Here is a 15,324-nt window from a genome sequence, read left to right as displayed (position 1 = left end):
TAAGCAGATGCCTTCAGGGGAAAAAGCCGGTATAAGGCGTTTGACTGTCAACTGGAACGCGACAATGAACCCTTATGAAGACATGCGGATCTTTGCCCAGGTCATGGAAGCTGGCAGCTTCACGGCGGCCGCCGACCGCCTGGGGTTGTCAAAGCAGTTCGTCAGCCGGCGCTTGATGCAGCTCGAAGAGCGCCTCGGCGTGCGCCTGCTCAACCGCTCGACGCGGCGCCTGGATGCCACGCCGCTGGGGCAGCAGTACTACGAGTCGGCGTTGCGCCTGCTCGGTGAAGTGCAGCAGGTCGAGCAGGACATCAGCGGCCAGACTCCATCGCTGCGCGGCACCTTGCGCCTGAGTGCGCCGCTGTCGTTTGCCATCAGCCACCTGGGCTGCTTGCTGACCGAGTTCCTGCAGTTGCACCCGCAGCTGATCGTCGAGGTCGACCTGAGTGACCGTGCGGTGGACCTGATCGGCGAGGGCTATGACCTGGCCTTGCGGATTGGCTCGCTGGAGGATTCCAGCCTGGTGGCGCGGCGGATCGCCAGTGTCGAGCGGGTGTATTGCGCCAGCCCGGCGTACCTGGCGGCGCGCGGTACGCCGCAGGTGCCTGAGCAATTGCGCGAGCATGACTGCCTGCCGTACGGCCATTCGCGGCAGGTGCAGTGGCAGTTCAGCGGGCAGGGCAAGACACAGTCTATTGCCGTCAGTGGGCGCATGCGCGCCAACAACGGTGAGCTGTTGAGGGATGCGGCGATTGCCGGGATGGGGGTGACGTATCTCCCGGCGTTCATTGTCGAGCAGGCGCTGGCCGACGGGCGCCTGGTGCCGCTGCTTGAGGCGTGGACGCCGCCGGCGTTGCAGCTGTCGGCGGTGTACCCGCAGCACCGGCAGGTGGCGCGGCCGGTGCAGGGGTTTGTGGAGTTCTTGCGCGAGCGGCTGTAGAGCCTCTTGTGTCGCCTGTACCGGCCTCTTCGCGGGGCAAGCCCGCTCCCACAGGGTCCCTGCAATGCCCGAATTCTGGGCCCAGCACAAATCCTGTGGGAGTCCCTGCAATGCGCGAATTCTGGGTCCAGCACAAATCCTGTGGGAGCGGGCTTGCCCCGCGAAGAGGCCGGTACAGGCGGCGGCGTTTCCGAGTCACGCCATCAGGTCATCAACCTCCACGATGCGCCCGCCAAACTCACCCATGGCATCGAGCATCGCACCGCTGAAGTACTCACGCGAAGCCCGGTCAAACAGGATCCACAACACCGGCACCTCAGCGCTACCGACATTCACCACGATCACATTGATCCGCGCCACCGACGTCTGCGCGACCGCCCCCAGCGCAAACGCCTGCGCGCGCAGGTCGACCCCACACAGCTTGGCCATCACCGCGCTGCACTCGTCCCCGGACAACTGCACCCAGGCATGGCTGTCCTGGCGCGGCAGCAAATAGTTGCGCTGTTCATCCTGCACCCAGCGCGCCTCCTCGCTGGCGACCCGCACACCGCGGTCGGCGAAGCTTGCCAACAGCAAATACTCGGTCTGCGACAAGCGCGCCACCCAGCTGCCATCGCCCTGGCGCAGCGCCTGGTTGGGCCGCTCTGGCAGGCGATAGCCGCGCGCTTGTAAATACGCGGCGCTGTCCGCCCCCCTGAAGCCCACGCGGGGCAGTTCACTGAGGTCGGTCAACAGGCACGGCTGAAACGGCGTCGGGCTCGGCGCAAGGAAAACTTCGGCTTTCAGGCTGGTCATGGCTCAGAGCTCCTGGCGCTGGGATTGTGGGTCGTAGAACGGCAGTTGAACCACCTCGGCCTGGACGATCGCACCGCCCTCGACGCGAATCGGGATGTGCATGCCCGGGCTCGCCTGGTGGGCGCCGGCGTAGGCCAGGCCGATGATCCGGCCGAGGGTCTGCGAGTACTCGCAGGAGGTGACGTTGCCACTGATGTCCGGGCCGTCCAGCACCAGGTGGCCTTCGAGCGGCTGACGGCTGCCCTTGGGCAGGGTGAAACCGACCAGCTTGCGCTTGAGCGGTTGCGCCTCGAGGATCTGGATCGTGCGTTGGCCGACGAAGAACGGTTTCTTGCGGCCAATCGCCCAGTGCATGTCGATCTCGGCCGGGTGGGTCATGCCGTCGGTGTCCTGGCTGATGATCACGTGGCCTTTTTCCAGGCGCAGCAGGCGCTGGGTCTCCACGCCGAAGGGGCGGATGCCCAGTGGCGCGCCGGCCTCCATCAACACATCCCACAGCCGCTCGGCGTGCCGCGCGGGCACGTGGATCTCATACCCCAGCTCACCGACGAATCCGACCCGCAGGATGCGCGCCGGGATGCCTGCCACGCTGCCCAGGCGCACGCCCAGGTAAGGGAAGGCTTCAGGGCTCAAGTCGACGTCGTCGCAGACCCTGGCCAGGACCTGGCGCGACAACGGCCCAGCGAGGTTGACGGCCGCCAGCGCCGCGGTGACGTTGGTGATGTCGACGTCCAGCCGCCATTGCGCGTTCCACTTGAGCATCTGCTGGTAGATCCGGTCGACGCCGCTGGTGGTGGCGCTGACATAGAAATGCCGCTCGCCAAGCCGCGCACAGACGCCGTCATCGATCACCACGCCGTGCTCGTTGGTCATCAGGGCATAGCGGGTACGGCCGATCGCCAGCTTGGCGAAGCCGAAGGTGTACAGCCGCTCGAGCAGCTCGGCGGCATCCGGGCCGCGCACGTCCAGGCCGCCCAGGGTCGAGACGTCGATCAGGCCGACCTTCTCGCGCACATGCCGGGCCTCTTCCTGCATGCAGCGTTCACGGTCTTCGGGCTTGCCATAGTAGGCAGGGCGCTGCCAGCTGCCGGCGGGCATCATTTTCGCCCCGGCCTGGACATGCCGGCGGTGCATCGGTGTTTGCCGATAGGGGTCGAAGGCGCGGCCGGCCACGTGCGCGAGTTTTTCGGCCTGGAACGGCGGTCGAGCGGTGGTCACACCGGTCTCGCTGATGCTGCGGCCGGTCGCCTGGGCGACCAGGCGCGCCGTCGGCAAGGCTGAATGGCGGCCCTGCGAGGGGCCCATGCCGACCGTGGAAAAGCGTTTGACCAGTTGCACGTCGCGGTAGCCGCTGCGGGTGGCATTGACGATGTCACGCACTTGCAGGTCCTCGTCGAAGTCGACGAAATCCTTGCCTTTCGGGTGGGCGAAGATCGGCCACGGGTGGTTGACCTTGGCCTCGGCGACGAAATGAGTCTGCGCAGGGACTTCCAGGCCGAGCGCCGCCAGCGCCTCGCCCGCCGCACGGGTGGCGTCGGCGAGGACATTGGCCAGCACGTGGCGGCCGTTCACTGAACCGGCGATGTCCAGGCCCGCCGGCAGCTGGCTGATGGCGAACTCGTCGCGTGCCGGCTCATAGGCGAGCTTGCCGCCGGCCTGGCACAGCAGTTGATAGACCGGCATGTAGCCGGCCGACATGCACAGCAGGTCGCAGGCCAGGGTGACACCGCGCGCGGCCACCTTGCCTTGGCCAGTGATCGGCCGAATGTCGACGCCGCTGACATGGCGCATGCCGGCTTCGTGCAGCGCCTCGTAGACGGTGCTGCCCAGCTGCAGGGGAATGTCGCGGCGCTTGAGTTCTGCGGCCAGCGCCGGGTCGGCGGGCGCTGCGCGCAGGTCGACCACGGCCGCCACGGTGACGCCTTGCTCTTGCAGGTCGAGCGCGGCCAGGTAGCCGTCGTCGTGGCCGGTCAGCAGCACGGCGCGCTGGCCCGGCTTGACCGCGTAGAGCTTCATCAGGCGCTGGGCGGCGCTGGTCAGCATCACCCCGGGCAAATCGTTGTTGCGAAACACCACCGGCTGGTCGAACGAGCCCGCGGCCACCACGCAGCGGGTGGCGCGCACCTTGTCCATGCGCCGGTGCTGGATCACCGGCAGGTAGTTGTCGGTGAACCAGCCGTTGCAGGTCGCGTCGAGCAGCACCTGGATGTTCGGATGGCCCTCGACCGCTGCCAGCAGCTCGCTGCGCAAGGCTGTGGCGCGGCTGCCGGCGATGTCGAAACGGGCGTAGTTGAGCGAGCCACCGAGCACCGGCTGTTGCTCGATCAACAGCACCTTGGCGCCGGCGTTAGCGGCGTCGAGTGCAGCGCGCAGGCCGGCCGGGCCGCCGCCGATGATCGCGACATCGACGAACAGGTAGGCCTTGTCGTGGTACTGCGGCTTGAAGCCCAGGTCGAGCACGCCGAGCCCGGCCTTCTTGCGGATCAGCGGCTCCCAGACCTTCCACATGCCCTTGGGTTTGTAGAACGAGCGGTAGTAGAAGCCCACCGGCATGAAGCGCGAAAACTTACCCAGGTAAGCGTCGCGGTCGTTGTCCAGGCTGCCGGAGAAGTTCTGCCCGGCGACCACCAGGCCATCAGTGGCCGGGTGCAGGTCCGCCAGCACATTGGGCTCGTCGGGCAGTTGCACCAGGGTATTGGCGTCTTGCCCGGCGAGGCTCAACGGGCCGCGCGGGCGGTGGTACTTGAACGAGCGCGACAGCAGCCAGCGGCCGTTGCCGAGCAGGGCGCTGGCGATGCTGTCGCCGCTGAAACCTGGGTAATCCTGGCCGTCGAAGCTGAAACGCAGCGGCCGCTCACGGTCGATCAGCAGGCCCATCGGGGCGGGTAGGCGGGTAGGGCTGTTCATCCGGCGATCTCCGGGGTGCTGATGGCGGGGGCGAAGTCGATGCGCTGAGCAAACCGCTCTTTCGGGTCGAAGGTGCGCAGTACCTGGTCGCTGACGGTGTGCCGCTCGGCCAGGAACCAGTAGCTGGAGGCGTTGTGCAGCCACCACTCGAGGACGACACCGGCCTGGTTGTCGCTGTTGAATACGTAGTCGGCCCAGTCGGCGTCGCTGCAACGGGCCGGGTCCGGCATCGGCTTGAACTCGCCGCCATAGCTGAACTCGCTGATGTTGCGCGGGCCGTTCAAAGGGCAGGTGAGGATCTTCATCGCGTGTTCCTCTCAGTGGCTGGCCGCCGTGGCGCCCATTTCGTTGACCTGCTGGAAGCGGCTGAAGCGCTCCAGGGCGAAGGGCGCGATCAGCGCGGGCACCTTGCCGCCACTGGCGACCAACTCGGCCATGGTCTTGCCGCAGATCGGCGTGGCCTTGAAGCCCCAGGTGCCCCAGCCGGCGTCGAGGTAGTAGTTGTCGACCGGCGACAGGCCCATGATCGGGCTGTAGTCGGGGGTCATGTCGGTGATCCCGGCCCACTGGCGCATCAGCTTGGCGTTGGCCATGAACGGGAACATCTCGATGGCGTGGGCCAGCAGGCTTTCCTTGAGGTCGAGGGTCGAGCGGGTGTTGTACAGCGGGTAGGGGTCGGAGCCGCCGCCGAAGACGATTTCGCCGCGGCTGGTCTGCTGCACGTAGCAGTGCAGGGCCGACGAGCTGACCAATGGATCGAGAAACGGCTTGAACGGCTGCGTCACCATCGCTTGCAGCGGGTAGGTGTGGATCGGTGCGCGAATACCGGCCTTGGCCATCAGCAGTGAGCTGGCGCCGGCCACTGCCTGCACCACGCAGCCGCACTGCACGGTGCCGCGGTTGGTCTTGACCGCTTCGATACGCCCGGCGCGGATTACCAGGTCCTGCACTTCAGTGAGCTGATGGATCTCCACGCCGCGCTTGGCCGCCTGCTTGGCGTAGCCCCAGGCCACCGCATCATGGCGCGCGGTGGCGCCGTCGATGTGCCAGAGCCCGGCGAGCACCGGCAGGTGACCGGGGTCGAGGTTGAGGCTCGGTACCAGCTCGCGGATCTGCTGGCGGTCGATCATCTCGGTGCGCCCGCCGAAGTGCTTGTTGACCTCGGCGCGCTGGCGGAACGCACGCACGGTGGCGTCGGTGTGGGCCAGGGTCAGCTGGCCACGCTCGGAATACATGATGTTGAAGTCGAACTCGTTCGACAGGTTCTGGAACATCCGCACCGACTCTGCGTAGAAGCGCACGCCTTCGGAGGTGAGGTAGTTGGAGCGGATCACCGCCGTGTTGCGCGCGGTATTGCCGCCCCCCAGGTAGGCTTTTTCGAGTATCGCCACGTTGGTGATGCCGTGGTACTTGGCCAGGTAATAGGCGATTGCCACCCCGTGGCCGCCGCCACCGATGATCACCACGTCGTAGCGCGGCTTGAGTTCGCACGGCGGCGGCAGGTCGACTTCCACCGGGTAGTCGGCGCTCAGGCCATGTTTCAGCAGGGCGAAGGGCATGCAGTGCGCTCCCGTTGGGCGGCCTGCTGTTGCAGGTCGAGGGCCAGCAAAGTGTTTTTCATCAGGTAGGCGATGGTCATCGGACCGACGCCGCCAGGCACTGGGGTGATGGCCGACGCGTAGGGCAGGGCCGCCGCTAAGTCGACGTCGCCGACCAGCCGGCTGCGGCCGTCTTCGTCGATGCGGTTGATGCCCACATCGATCACCACCGCCCCGGGCTTGAGCCAGTCGGCGCCGATCAGGCGCGGCTTGCCGACCGCGCTGACGAGGATGTCGGCCTGACGGCACAGGGCCGGCAGGTCGTGGCTGCGCGAGTGCACCACGGTCACCGTGCAGTCGGCCTGCAACAGCAGTGCGGCCATGGGCTTGCCGACGATGTTCGAGCGGCCGATGACCACCGCATGCTTGCCGCGCAGGTCGCCGCAGGCATCGCGCAGCAGGCGCATGCAGCCGCTTGGCGTGCAGGGCGTGAGCACGTCGCGGCCCTGGGCCAGGCCGCCGACGTTTTCGCTGTGGAAACCGTCGACGTCCTTCAGTGGGCTGATCGCCTGCAACACCTGGTGTTCGTCGATATGGTCCGGCAGCGGCAGCTGGACGAGTATGCCGTTGACCCGCGGGTCGCGGTTGAGCCGGTCGATCACGTCGAGCAGTGCGGCCTGGCTGGTGTCACTGGGCAGGCGCTGCTCGAGCGAGCGGATGCCGACTTCATCGGCGCGCAGCACTTTGTTGCGCACGTACACCTGGCTGGCCGCATCCAGGCCTACCAGCACCACGGCCAGGCCCGGTTGCACGCCCCCGCGGCGCAGGGTATCGACCTGTTCGCGGACCTCGGCCAGTACCCGCGCTGCGGTGGCCTTGCCGTCGATCAGCTTGACGCTGGGGATGGCGTTCATTTGAAGATCACCGTGCGGTCGTGGTTGAGAAAAACCCGGTGCTCGAGGTGGTACTTGACCGCGCGGGAGAGGGCGATGGTCTCGGTGTCACGGCCGATGGCCACCAGGTCTTCAGGGTTGTAGGCATGATCGACGCGCTGCACTTCCTGCTCGATGATCGGCCCTTCGTCGAGGTCGCTCGTCACGTAGTGGGCGGTCGCACCGATCAGCTTGACCCCGCGCTGGTAGGCCTGGTGATACGGCTTGGCGCCTTTGAAGCCCGGCAGGAACGAGTGGTGGATGTTGATCGCGCGGCCCGACAGTTGCTTGCACAGGTCGTCGGAGAGGATTTGCATGTAGCGCGCCAGCACCACCAGCTCGGTGGCGGTGTCTTCGACGAGGCGCATCAGCGCCGCTTCCTGCTCGGCCTTGGTCTCCTTGCTCACCGGCAGGTAGATGAAGCGGATGCCCTGGCGCTCGGCCATTGCCCGCAGGTCGAGGTGGTTGGAGACGATCGCGGTGATGTGCATGTCCAGCTCGCCCTTGGCGTGGCGGTAGAGCAGGTCGGCCAGGCAGTGGTCGAACTTGCTCACCATCAGCAGCACGCGCAGCGGGCGGGCGCTGCTGTGCAGGCTCCAGTCCATGGCGAAGCGTTGCGCGACATCGTCGAATCCGGCTTCGAGCTGTGGCGTGTCGCCGCTGAGCCCGGCGTTGTAGCGGAACACGGCGCGCATGAAGAAACGGCCATTGTCCTCGTCGTCGAACTGCGCCATCTCGCTGATGTAGCAACCTTGCTCGGCCAGGTAAGTGGTCACCGCGGCAACGATGCCGGATACCGCCGGGCAACTGATGCGCAGGATGAAGTGGTCGGGAGCGGGGTGCATGGTCGGGTCCTCGTGGTGGAGTGGGGCAGGTCGGGCACAAGGGCGAAAAGGGCGTAGCGGACAGCTGGGTTTATTTCTTGGTAGGAATATTAATTTCCTTTGGCGTTTTTATAGGCGAAGTGAAGGGCGAGGTCTATACCCCGTGGGAAATTTTTTATCTTCTCAGGAATTTTTTGCCAGGTGCCGCCCCGCGCTCAGGGGGCCGCACCGTTGATCGCGAGGGTCAGTCGCTGCCGTAGTTCATGATCGACAACAACCGGATCGGCACCTGCACCAGTTCTTCCGGCCCATGCGGCGTGTCGCCATCAAAGGTCAGGCTGTCCCCGGCCTGCATCCGGTACAGCTGATTGCCATGCCGGTACACCAGCTCCCCCTCGAGCAGGTGCAGGAACTCGGTGCCCGGGTGCGAGAAGGTCGGAAACTCCTCACTGGCGTCATCCATGCTGACCATGTACGCCTCGAAATGCTTCTTCGGGCCACGGGCATGGTTGAGCAAATGGTAGGTATGGCCTTTCTCGGTGCCCCGGCGGACCACCTCCAGCCCTTCGCCAGCCTTTACCAGCAGGGCGTTGCCATCGGGCTGGTCATACTGGGCGAACAGCTTGGACATCGGCATGCCCAGTACATCGCAGAGCCGGCTCAGGGTGTCCAGGCTGGTCGAGACCTGGGCGTTCTCGATCTTGCTCAGCATGCCCTGGCTGATCCCGGCGATACGCGCCACATCAGCCAGCTTCAAGGCCTGGGCCTGGCGCTGGCGCTTGATCTGCAAGCCCAGGTATTGCTCCAGGCGAAGGCGCGGTTCGGTCTCGGTCGACATCAAGGCTCCTGCACGGTTTCAGTTCAAGAATAAAGATTTCGCACTGCGAAAGTGCGCGCGCGGCTTCGCTGGCCGCTGACTTTCCTCAGGTGAAAGCAAGTTTCCCATATATACAGAAGTGAACGCCATTTTCCCCGCTTGATCACGGGCACTGGAAAGTTGGCAAGGCTGTTGCATTCCTGTGATGAAAGTAAAATTCCCCTGCGGAATTACTTGCAGGTCCAATCATGCCTTGCCCCTTATCCAGGAGTGATCATCCATGTTGCCAGCAGAAACCCAGCGCCTCCTCGACCAGCACGGTATCAAGTACGTGTTGGCGCAGTTCGTCGATATCCACGGGGCGGCGAAGACCAAATCGGTACCGGTCAACGGCCTCAAGGCGGTGGCCGAGGAGGGCGCCGGGTTCGCCGGGTTCGCCATCTGCGGCATGGGCATGGAGCCGCACGGGCCGGACTTCATGGCCCGTGGCGACCTCTCGACGCTGATCCCGGTGCCCTGGCAGCCGGGTTATGGCCGGGTGGTCTGCGTCGGCCACGTCAACGGCCAGCCGTGGGCCTACGACAGCCGCCATGTCCTGCAGCAGCAGGTGCAGCGCCTGGCCGACAAGGGCTGGACCCTGAACACCGGCCTGGAGCCCGAGTTCAGCCTGTTTCGCCGTGACGAAGGCGGGCGGCTGCAACTGGTCGATGCCTCCGACAACCTCGACAAGCCTTGCTATGACTACAAGGGCCTGTCGCGCTCGCGGTTGTTTCTCGAGCGCCTGACCGAGGCCTTGCAGCCGGTGGGCTTCGACATCTACCAGATCGACCACGAAGACGCCAACGGTCAGTTCGAGATCAACTACACCTACAGCGACGCGCTCGAGTCGGCCGACCGCTTCACCTTCTTCCGCATGGCCGCCGGCGAGATCGCCAACGACCTGGGGATGATCTGCTCGTTCATGCCCAAGCCCGACCCCAAGCGTGCGGGCAATGGCATGCACTTTCACCTGTCGCTGGCCAGCGCGAGCAACAAGAACCTGTTCCATGACACCAGCGACAGCAGCGGCATGGGCCTGTCGAAACTGGCCTATCACTTCGCCGCCGGCCTGATGGCCCATGGTGCTGCGCTGTGTGCCTTCGCTGCACCCACGGTCAACTCCTACAAACGCCTGGTGGTGGGCCGCTCGCTGTCCGGCTCGACCTGGGCCCCGGCCTTTGTCGCCTGGGGCGCCAACAACCGCTCGGCGATGGTGCGCATCCCCTACGGCCGCCTGGAATTCCGCCTGCCGGACGCCGGCTGCAACCCCTACCTGGTCACGGCCGCGATCATCGCCGCCGGCCTCGATGGCATCGACCGTCAGCTCGACCCGGGGCCGATGTGCAACGAGAACCTCTACACCCTGAGCCTGGAAGAGATCGCCGCGCGTGGCATCCAGACCCTGCCCCAGTCGCTCAAGGAAGCCGCCGATGCGCTGGAGGCCGACCCGCTGTTCCGCGAGGTGCTCGGCGCCGAGATCGTCGACGAGTTCATCAAGCTCAAGCGCATGGAGTGGGTCGAGTACAGCCGGCATGTCTCCGACTGGGAAATCCAGCGCTACACCGAATTCTTCTGACCCCCTGATCCCCTGGGCGTCCGTGAGAAACGGCGTACGCCCACTGCCTAGAAGGAGCATCAACATGTGTGGAATCGTAGGCCTTTATCTGAAGAAACCGGAGCTGGAAGCCCAGCTCGGCAAGCTCTTCGAACCCATGCTGCACGCCATGACCGACCGTGGCCCGGACAGCGCCGGCTTTGCCATCTATGGCGATGAAGTGGCCGATGGCTGGGTCAAGCTGACCTTGCAAGCGACCGACACCGGCTACGCCTGGGCCGAGCTGATGAGCCAGCTCGAAGGCCACTTGGGCTGTTCCCTGGACTGGTTCCAGAACGCCAGCGCCGCGGTCGTCAAGCTGCACACCGGCGAAGCCGCCGCACGTGCCGCGCTGGCCGAGCTGGCACCCGGGGTGCGCATCATGAGCGCCGGCCAGAGCATCGAGATCCTCAAGGGCATGGGCCTGCCGGAGGAAATCTCCAGCCGCTTCGGCCTGGCCGGCATGAAGGGCAGCCACATCATCGGCCACACCCGCATGGCCACCGAAAGCGCGGTGACCCTGGAGGGCAGCCATCCGTTCTCCACCGGCGCCGACCTGTGCCTGGTGCACAACGGCTCGCTGAGCAACCACTTCCGCCTGCGCCAGGAGCTCAAGCGCGAAGGCATCACCTTCGAGACCGACAACGACACCGAGGTGGCCGCCGGCTACCTGACCTGGCGCCTGCAGCAAGGCGACACCCTGGCCCAGGCGCTGGACGGCGCGCTGCAGGGCCTGGACGGCTTCTTCACCTTTGCCATCGGCACCCGCAACGGCTTTGCCGTGATCCGCGACCCGATCGCCTGCAAGCCGGCGGTGCTCGCCGAGACCGACGACTACGTCGCCATGGCCTCGGAATACCAGGCGCTGGCCAGCCTGCCCGGCATCGACAAGGCCAGGGTCTGGGAACCGGCTCCGGCCACCCTCTACGTCTGGGAACGCGAAAGCGCCTGATCACCGAAGCGAATTACGGGAGACCTGCATGAAGACCATCGACCTTTCCAGCGCCTCGGTGCGCGTACTCAACCAGGCCCTGCACGGCGACGTGCAGGACCGCGAATGGCGGGTGACCCGCCCGGACGGCAAGCACAACCTGGCCGTGGGCATCGACACGGCGGTGGCCGTGGATATCGAAGGGCACGCCGGCTACTACTGCGCCGGCATGAACCAGAAGGCCAGCGTCACCGTGCACGGCAACGTCGGCGTGGGCGTGGCCGAAAACATGATGTCCGGCTCGGTCCGGGTCAAAGGCAGTGCCTCCCAGGCCGCCGGTGCCACGGCCCATGGCGGGCTGCTGGTGATCGAGGGCGACGCCGGTGCGCGCTGTGGGATTTCCATGAAAGGCGTGGACATCGTGGTCGGCGGCAGCATCGGCCACATGAGCTGCTTCATGGGCCAGGCCGGGCGCCTGGTGGTGTGTGGCGATGCCGGTGACGCGCTGGGCGATTCGCTTTACGAGGTGCGCATCTACGTCAAGGGCACGGTCAGCTCGCTGGGCTCGGACTGCATCGAGAAGGAGATGCGCGCCGAGCACCTCGAAGAGCTCAAGGAGCTGCTCAACCGCGCCGGCTTCGACCAGGACCCAAGCGCCTTCAAGCGCTATGGCTCGGCGCGCCAGCTGTACAACTTCAAAGTCGACAACGCCTCCGCGTACTGATCCAGGAGCATTTCCATGAGCGATACATCCCAACCGGTACTGCGTGAGTCGGCCACCTTCGATCGCCTGACCATCCAGGAGATCCAGCGCGCCGCCGAGACCGGCATCTACGACATCCGCGGCGGCGGCACCAAGCGCCGCGTGCCGCACTTCGACGACCTGTTGCTGCTCGGCGCCAGCGTCTCGCGCTACCCGCTCGAAGGCTACCGCGAGAAGTGCGGCACCGACGTGGTGCTCGGCACTCGCTTCGCCAAGAAGCCGATCCACCTGCAGATCCCGGTGACCATCGCCGGCATGAGCTTCGGCGCGTTGTCGGCCAATGCCAAGGAGGCCCTGGGCCGTGGCGCGACCATCGCTGGCACCAGTACCACCACCGGCGACGGTGGCATGACCCCGGAAGAACGCGGCCAGTCGCGGCACCTGGTGTATCAGTACCTGCCGTCGCGCTATGGCATGAACCCGGACGACCTGCGCAAGGCCGATGCCATCGAAATCGTCCTGGGGCAGGGCGCCAAGCCGGGCGGTGGCGGCATGCTGCTGGGCATGAAAGTCACCGAGCGGGTGGCCGGCATGCGAACTTTGCCGATCGGCGTCGACCAGCGCAGCGCCTGCCGCCACCCCGACTGGACCGGCCCGGATGACCTGGCGATCAAGATCGCCGAGCTGCGCGAGATCACCGACTGGGAGAAGCCGATCTACGTCAAGATCGGTGCCAGCCGGCCGTATTACGACGTCAAGCTGGCGGTCAAGGCCGGTGCCGATGTGATCGTCCTCGACGGCATGCAGGGCGGCACCGCGGCGACCCAGGAAGTGTTCATCGAACACGTCGGCATCCCCATCCTGCCCGCCATTCCCCAGGCCGTGCAGGCGCTGCAGGAGATGGGCATGCACCGCAAGGTGCAGTTGATCGTCTCCGGCGGCATCCGCAACGGCGCCGACGTGGCCAAGGCCATGGCCCTGGGCGCCGACGCGGTGGCCATCGGTACCGCCGCGCTGATCGCCCTGGGCGACAACCACCCGCGGCTGGATGCCGAACTGAAGCAGATCGGCTCCGCCGCCGGCTTCTACGACGACTGGCAGAACGGCCGCGACCCGGCCGGCATCACCACCCAGGACCCCGAGCTGGCCAAGCGCTTGGACCCGGAGGAAGCCGGCCGGCGCCTGGCCAACTACCTGCGGGTGCTGGTGCTGGAGGCGCAGACCATGGCCCGCGCCTGCGGCAAGTCGCACCTGCACAACCTCGACCCCGAGGACCTGGTGGCGCTCACCGTCGAAGCCGCGGCCATGGCCCGGGTACCGCTGGCGGGCACCCAGTGGGTGCCGGGGCAGGCCCAGTACTGATCCCCCACCTACCGCCGGCCTTGTGCCGGCGGTTTTCATTGGCACAGGAGTGAACCCATGAAGCCGCTAAGCCTTGTTCTGCCGCTGTTGATGCTGTCGCCGTTGGCCAACGCCGCCGAGCCGGTGCTGGATACCGGCAATACCGCCTGGATGATCTGTGCGGCGATGTTCGTGCTGTTGATGTGCATTCCGGGCCTGGCCTTGTTCTATGGCGGCATGGTGCGGGCCAAGAACCTGTTATCGGTGTTCACCCAGTTGTTCGCCGTGGCCGGGGTGATCGGCATTCTCTGGGTGCTGTATGGCTACAGCCTGGTGGTCGATACCACGGGCATGGTCGAAGGCGAGCTGACCCTGAACAGTTTCGTTGGCGGCCTGGGCAAGGCACTGATGCTGGACATCGGCCATGACAGCCTGGTCGGCACGATCCCCGAAGGGGTATTCGCGGTGTTTCAACTGACCTTTGCCATCATTACCCCGGCCTTGATCGCCGGCGGTTTTGCCGAGCGCATGAAGTTCAACGCGTCGCTGTTGTTCATGGCGGCCTGGTTCACCCTGGTGTATGCGCCGATCGCGCACATGGTCTGGGGTGGCCCGGGTGCGTTGATGGTCAACTGGGGCGTGCTGGACTTCGCCGGCGGTACTGCCGTGCACATCAACTCCGGAGTCGCGGCGCTGGCGGCGGCGATCATGCTGGGCAAGCGCAAGGGCTATCCGCAGGTGGCGATGCCGCCGCACAACATGGGCTTTACCCTGATTGGTGCGGGGCTGTTGTGGGTGGGTTGGTTCGGCTTCAACGTCGGCTCCGGGCTGGCCGCCAACGAAGGCGCGGGGGTGGTGATGCTGGCGACCATGATCGCCGCCTGTGCCGGGATCGTCGGCTGGCTGCTGACCGAGAAAGTCGCCCATGGCCGGCCGACGGCGTTGGGCGCGGCGTCCGGGGCGTTGGCGGGGTTGGTGGGTATCACGCCGGCGTGTGCGTATGTGGGGCCGTTGGGTGCGCTGGTGATCGGCCTGTTGACCGGGGCCATCTGCTTCTTTGCCGTGACCCGCCTGAAGCAGGCGCTGGGGTATGACGACAGCCTGGATGTGTTTGGCCTGCACGGGGTCGGCGGGATGGTCGGTGCACTGCTCACCGGGGTGTTCGCGGCGCCTTCGCTGGGCGGCTATGTGGAAGGGGTGACGCCGTTGGCGCAGTTGCTGGTGCAGCTCAAGGGCGTGGCGTTTACCTTTGTCTACTGCTTTGTGGTCAGTTGGGCGATCCTTGGTGCGATCAAGCTGGTGATCGGCTTGCGGGCCACGCGTGAAGAGGAAGAGCAGGGGCTTGATCTGGCTGAGCATAACGAGCGGGCTTACAACCTTTAACTGCTCGGGATTTGTGGGGGCTGGGGCTTGGGCTTGTAGGTCGTGAGCTTATCCATTTGATTTATTGGCGCTTATGGCCCCTTCCGCCCTTACGGCGGGTCACTTTTTTTCTTGGAAAAAAGTAACCAAAAACCGCCGGCTCCCACATACGGCCCTCCGCTGCGCTGCGGGTTCCCTCACTCCGGTCTTGCTCCCGCGTGGACCGGGCTGTACGGGCCTTCCTGGCCCGCAGCCCTTGCCGGCCATCCATGGCCGTCACCTCGCTCCGCAAGACCTCCGTTCGGCCTCCTGAGGTCGCCAAGTTAGGGGTGGCGCCTGGGCTGGCGTTATCTTCGATAGTGGCATTTTTGGTGGATATCTGATCATCGCGGGCAAGCCCGCTCCTACAAGGACCGCGCCGACCTGTAGGAGCGGGCCCGCGATGGCCGGAAGGTCAATGCACATTCTGGCGCTGCCGCGCTGTACCGCCCTTATAAACCCGCGTCATGCATGGCGATGCCTATGTTCAGCGTTCGTCCTACAACGGCGAGTTCAATGGTGGCCTGAACCTCCAGAGCCTGCTGGCGGTGGGGGATGGCAA

13 protein-coding genes are annotated in these 15,324 nt (G+C 65.8%); 6 read left to right on the top strand and 7 right to left on the bottom strand.

Going from position 1 to position 15,324, the window contains the following annotated elements:
• Positions 1–64: 64 nt before the first annotated feature.
• Positions 65–940 (top strand): LysR family transcriptional regulator, encoded by an 876-nt coding sequence (locus tag CCOS865_RS12125; RefSeq protein ID WP_119141054.1) that lies wholly within the window; start codon positions 65–67, stop codon positions 938–940.
• A gap of 195 nt (positions 941–1,135) precedes the next feature.
• Here the strand turns inward: CCOS865_RS12125 and CCOS865_RS12120 are convergent, their stop codons facing one another.
• The 7 genes from CCOS865_RS12120 to CCOS865_RS12090 form a co-directional block, all read right to left on the bottom strand.
• Positions 1,136–1,735 carry an aminomethyltransferase family protein gene (locus tag CCOS865_RS12120; protein ID WP_119141052.1) on the bottom strand — a complete coding sequence of 200 codons (600 nt, stop codon included), beginning with the start codon at positions 1,733–1,735 and terminating at the stop codon, positions 1,136–1,138.
• 3 nt (positions 1,736–1,738) lie between these two features.
• Positions 1,739–4,642: a 2Fe-2S iron-sulfur cluster-binding protein gene (locus CCOS865_RS12115; protein WP_119141050.1), complete on the bottom strand. Its 2,904-nt coding sequence runs from the start codon at positions 4,640–4,642 to the stop codon at positions 1,739–1,741.
• A complete protein-coding gene (locus CCOS865_RS12110; RefSeq protein ID WP_119141048.1) occupies positions 4,639–4,947 on the bottom strand; it encodes a sarcosine oxidase subunit delta in 309 nt (102 codons plus the stop codon). The genes CCOS865_RS12115 and CCOS865_RS12110 overlap by 4 nt, the downstream gene beginning before the upstream one ends.
• A 12-nt stretch (positions 4,948–4,959) precedes the next feature.
• Positions 4,960–6,201, bottom strand: coding sequence for an FAD-dependent oxidoreductase (locus tag CCOS865_RS12105; RefSeq protein WP_119141046.1), 1,242 nt, complete (start codon positions 6,199–6,201; stop codon positions 4,960–4,962).
• Complete coding sequence (gene folD, locus CCOS865_RS12100) at positions 6,183–7,094, bottom strand: bifunctional methylenetetrahydrofolate dehydrogenase/methenyltetrahydrofolate cyclohydrolase FolD (RefSeq protein ID WP_119141045.1); 912 nt, start codon at positions 7,092–7,094, stop codon at positions 6,183–6,185. Before folD ends, CCOS865_RS12105 begins: the two co-directional genes overlap by 19 nt.
• Positions 7,091–7,957 carry a formyltetrahydrofolate deformylase gene (gene purU / locus CCOS865_RS12095; RefSeq protein WP_119141043.1) on the bottom strand — a complete coding sequence of 289 codons (867 nt, stop codon included), beginning with the start codon at positions 7,955–7,957 and terminating at the stop codon, positions 7,091–7,093. Before purU ends, folD begins: the two co-directional genes overlap by 4 nt.
• A 223-nt stretch (positions 7,958–8,180) precedes the next feature.
• Positions 8,181–8,774 (bottom strand): helix-turn-helix domain-containing protein, encoded by a 594-nt coding sequence (locus CCOS865_RS12090; protein ID WP_119141041.1) that lies wholly within the window; start codon positions 8,772–8,774, stop codon positions 8,181–8,183.
• Between the two features lie 259 nt (positions 8,775–9,033).
• Here CCOS865_RS12090 and glnT point away from each other — a divergent pair, with 259 nt between their 5' ends.
• The 5 genes from glnT to CCOS865_RS12065 all read left to right on the top strand — a co-directional run bounded on the left by glnT (position 9,034) and on the right by CCOS865_RS12065 (position 14,744).
• The gene (gene glnT / locus CCOS865_RS12085) at positions 9,034–10,368 is read left to right on the top strand and encodes a type III glutamate--ammonia ligase (protein WP_119141039.1); all 1,335 of its coding nucleotides are present in this window, start codon (positions 9,034–9,036) and stop codon (positions 10,366–10,368) included.
• Between the two features lie 64 nt (positions 10,369–10,432).
• A complete protein-coding gene (locus tag CCOS865_RS12080; RefSeq protein ID WP_119141037.1) occupies positions 10,433–11,338 on the top strand; it encodes a class II glutamine amidotransferase in 906 nt (301 codons plus the stop codon).
• A 28-nt stretch (positions 11,339–11,366) separates the two neighbouring features.
• Positions 11,367–12,041 (top strand): GltB/FmdC/FwdC-like GXGXG domain-containing protein, encoded by a 675-nt coding sequence (locus CCOS865_RS12075; protein ID WP_119141035.1) that lies wholly within the window; start codon positions 11,367–11,369, stop codon positions 12,039–12,041.
• A gap of 15 nt (positions 12,042–12,056) precedes the next feature.
• Positions 12,057–13,382: an FMN-binding glutamate synthase family protein gene (locus CCOS865_RS12070; RefSeq protein WP_119141033.1), complete on the top strand. Its 1,326-nt coding sequence runs from the start codon at positions 12,057–12,059 to the stop codon at positions 13,380–13,382.
• A 57-nt stretch (positions 13,383–13,439) separates the two neighbouring features.
• Positions 13,440–14,744 carry an ammonium transporter gene (locus CCOS865_RS12065; protein ID WP_119141031.1) on the top strand — a complete coding sequence of 435 codons (1,305 nt, stop codon included), beginning with the start codon at positions 13,440–13,442 and terminating at the stop codon, positions 14,742–14,744.
• Positions 14,745–15,324: the final 580 nt, after the last annotated feature.

Source organism: Pseudomonas reidholzensis (assembly GCF_900536025.1).
Classification (GTDB): Bacteria; Pseudomonadota; Gammaproteobacteria; order Pseudomonadales; family Pseudomonadaceae; genus Aquipseudomonas; species Aquipseudomonas reidholzensis.
Note: the sequence above shows the minus strand (reverse complement) of the source record. Positions and strands in the feature narration are given on the sequence as shown.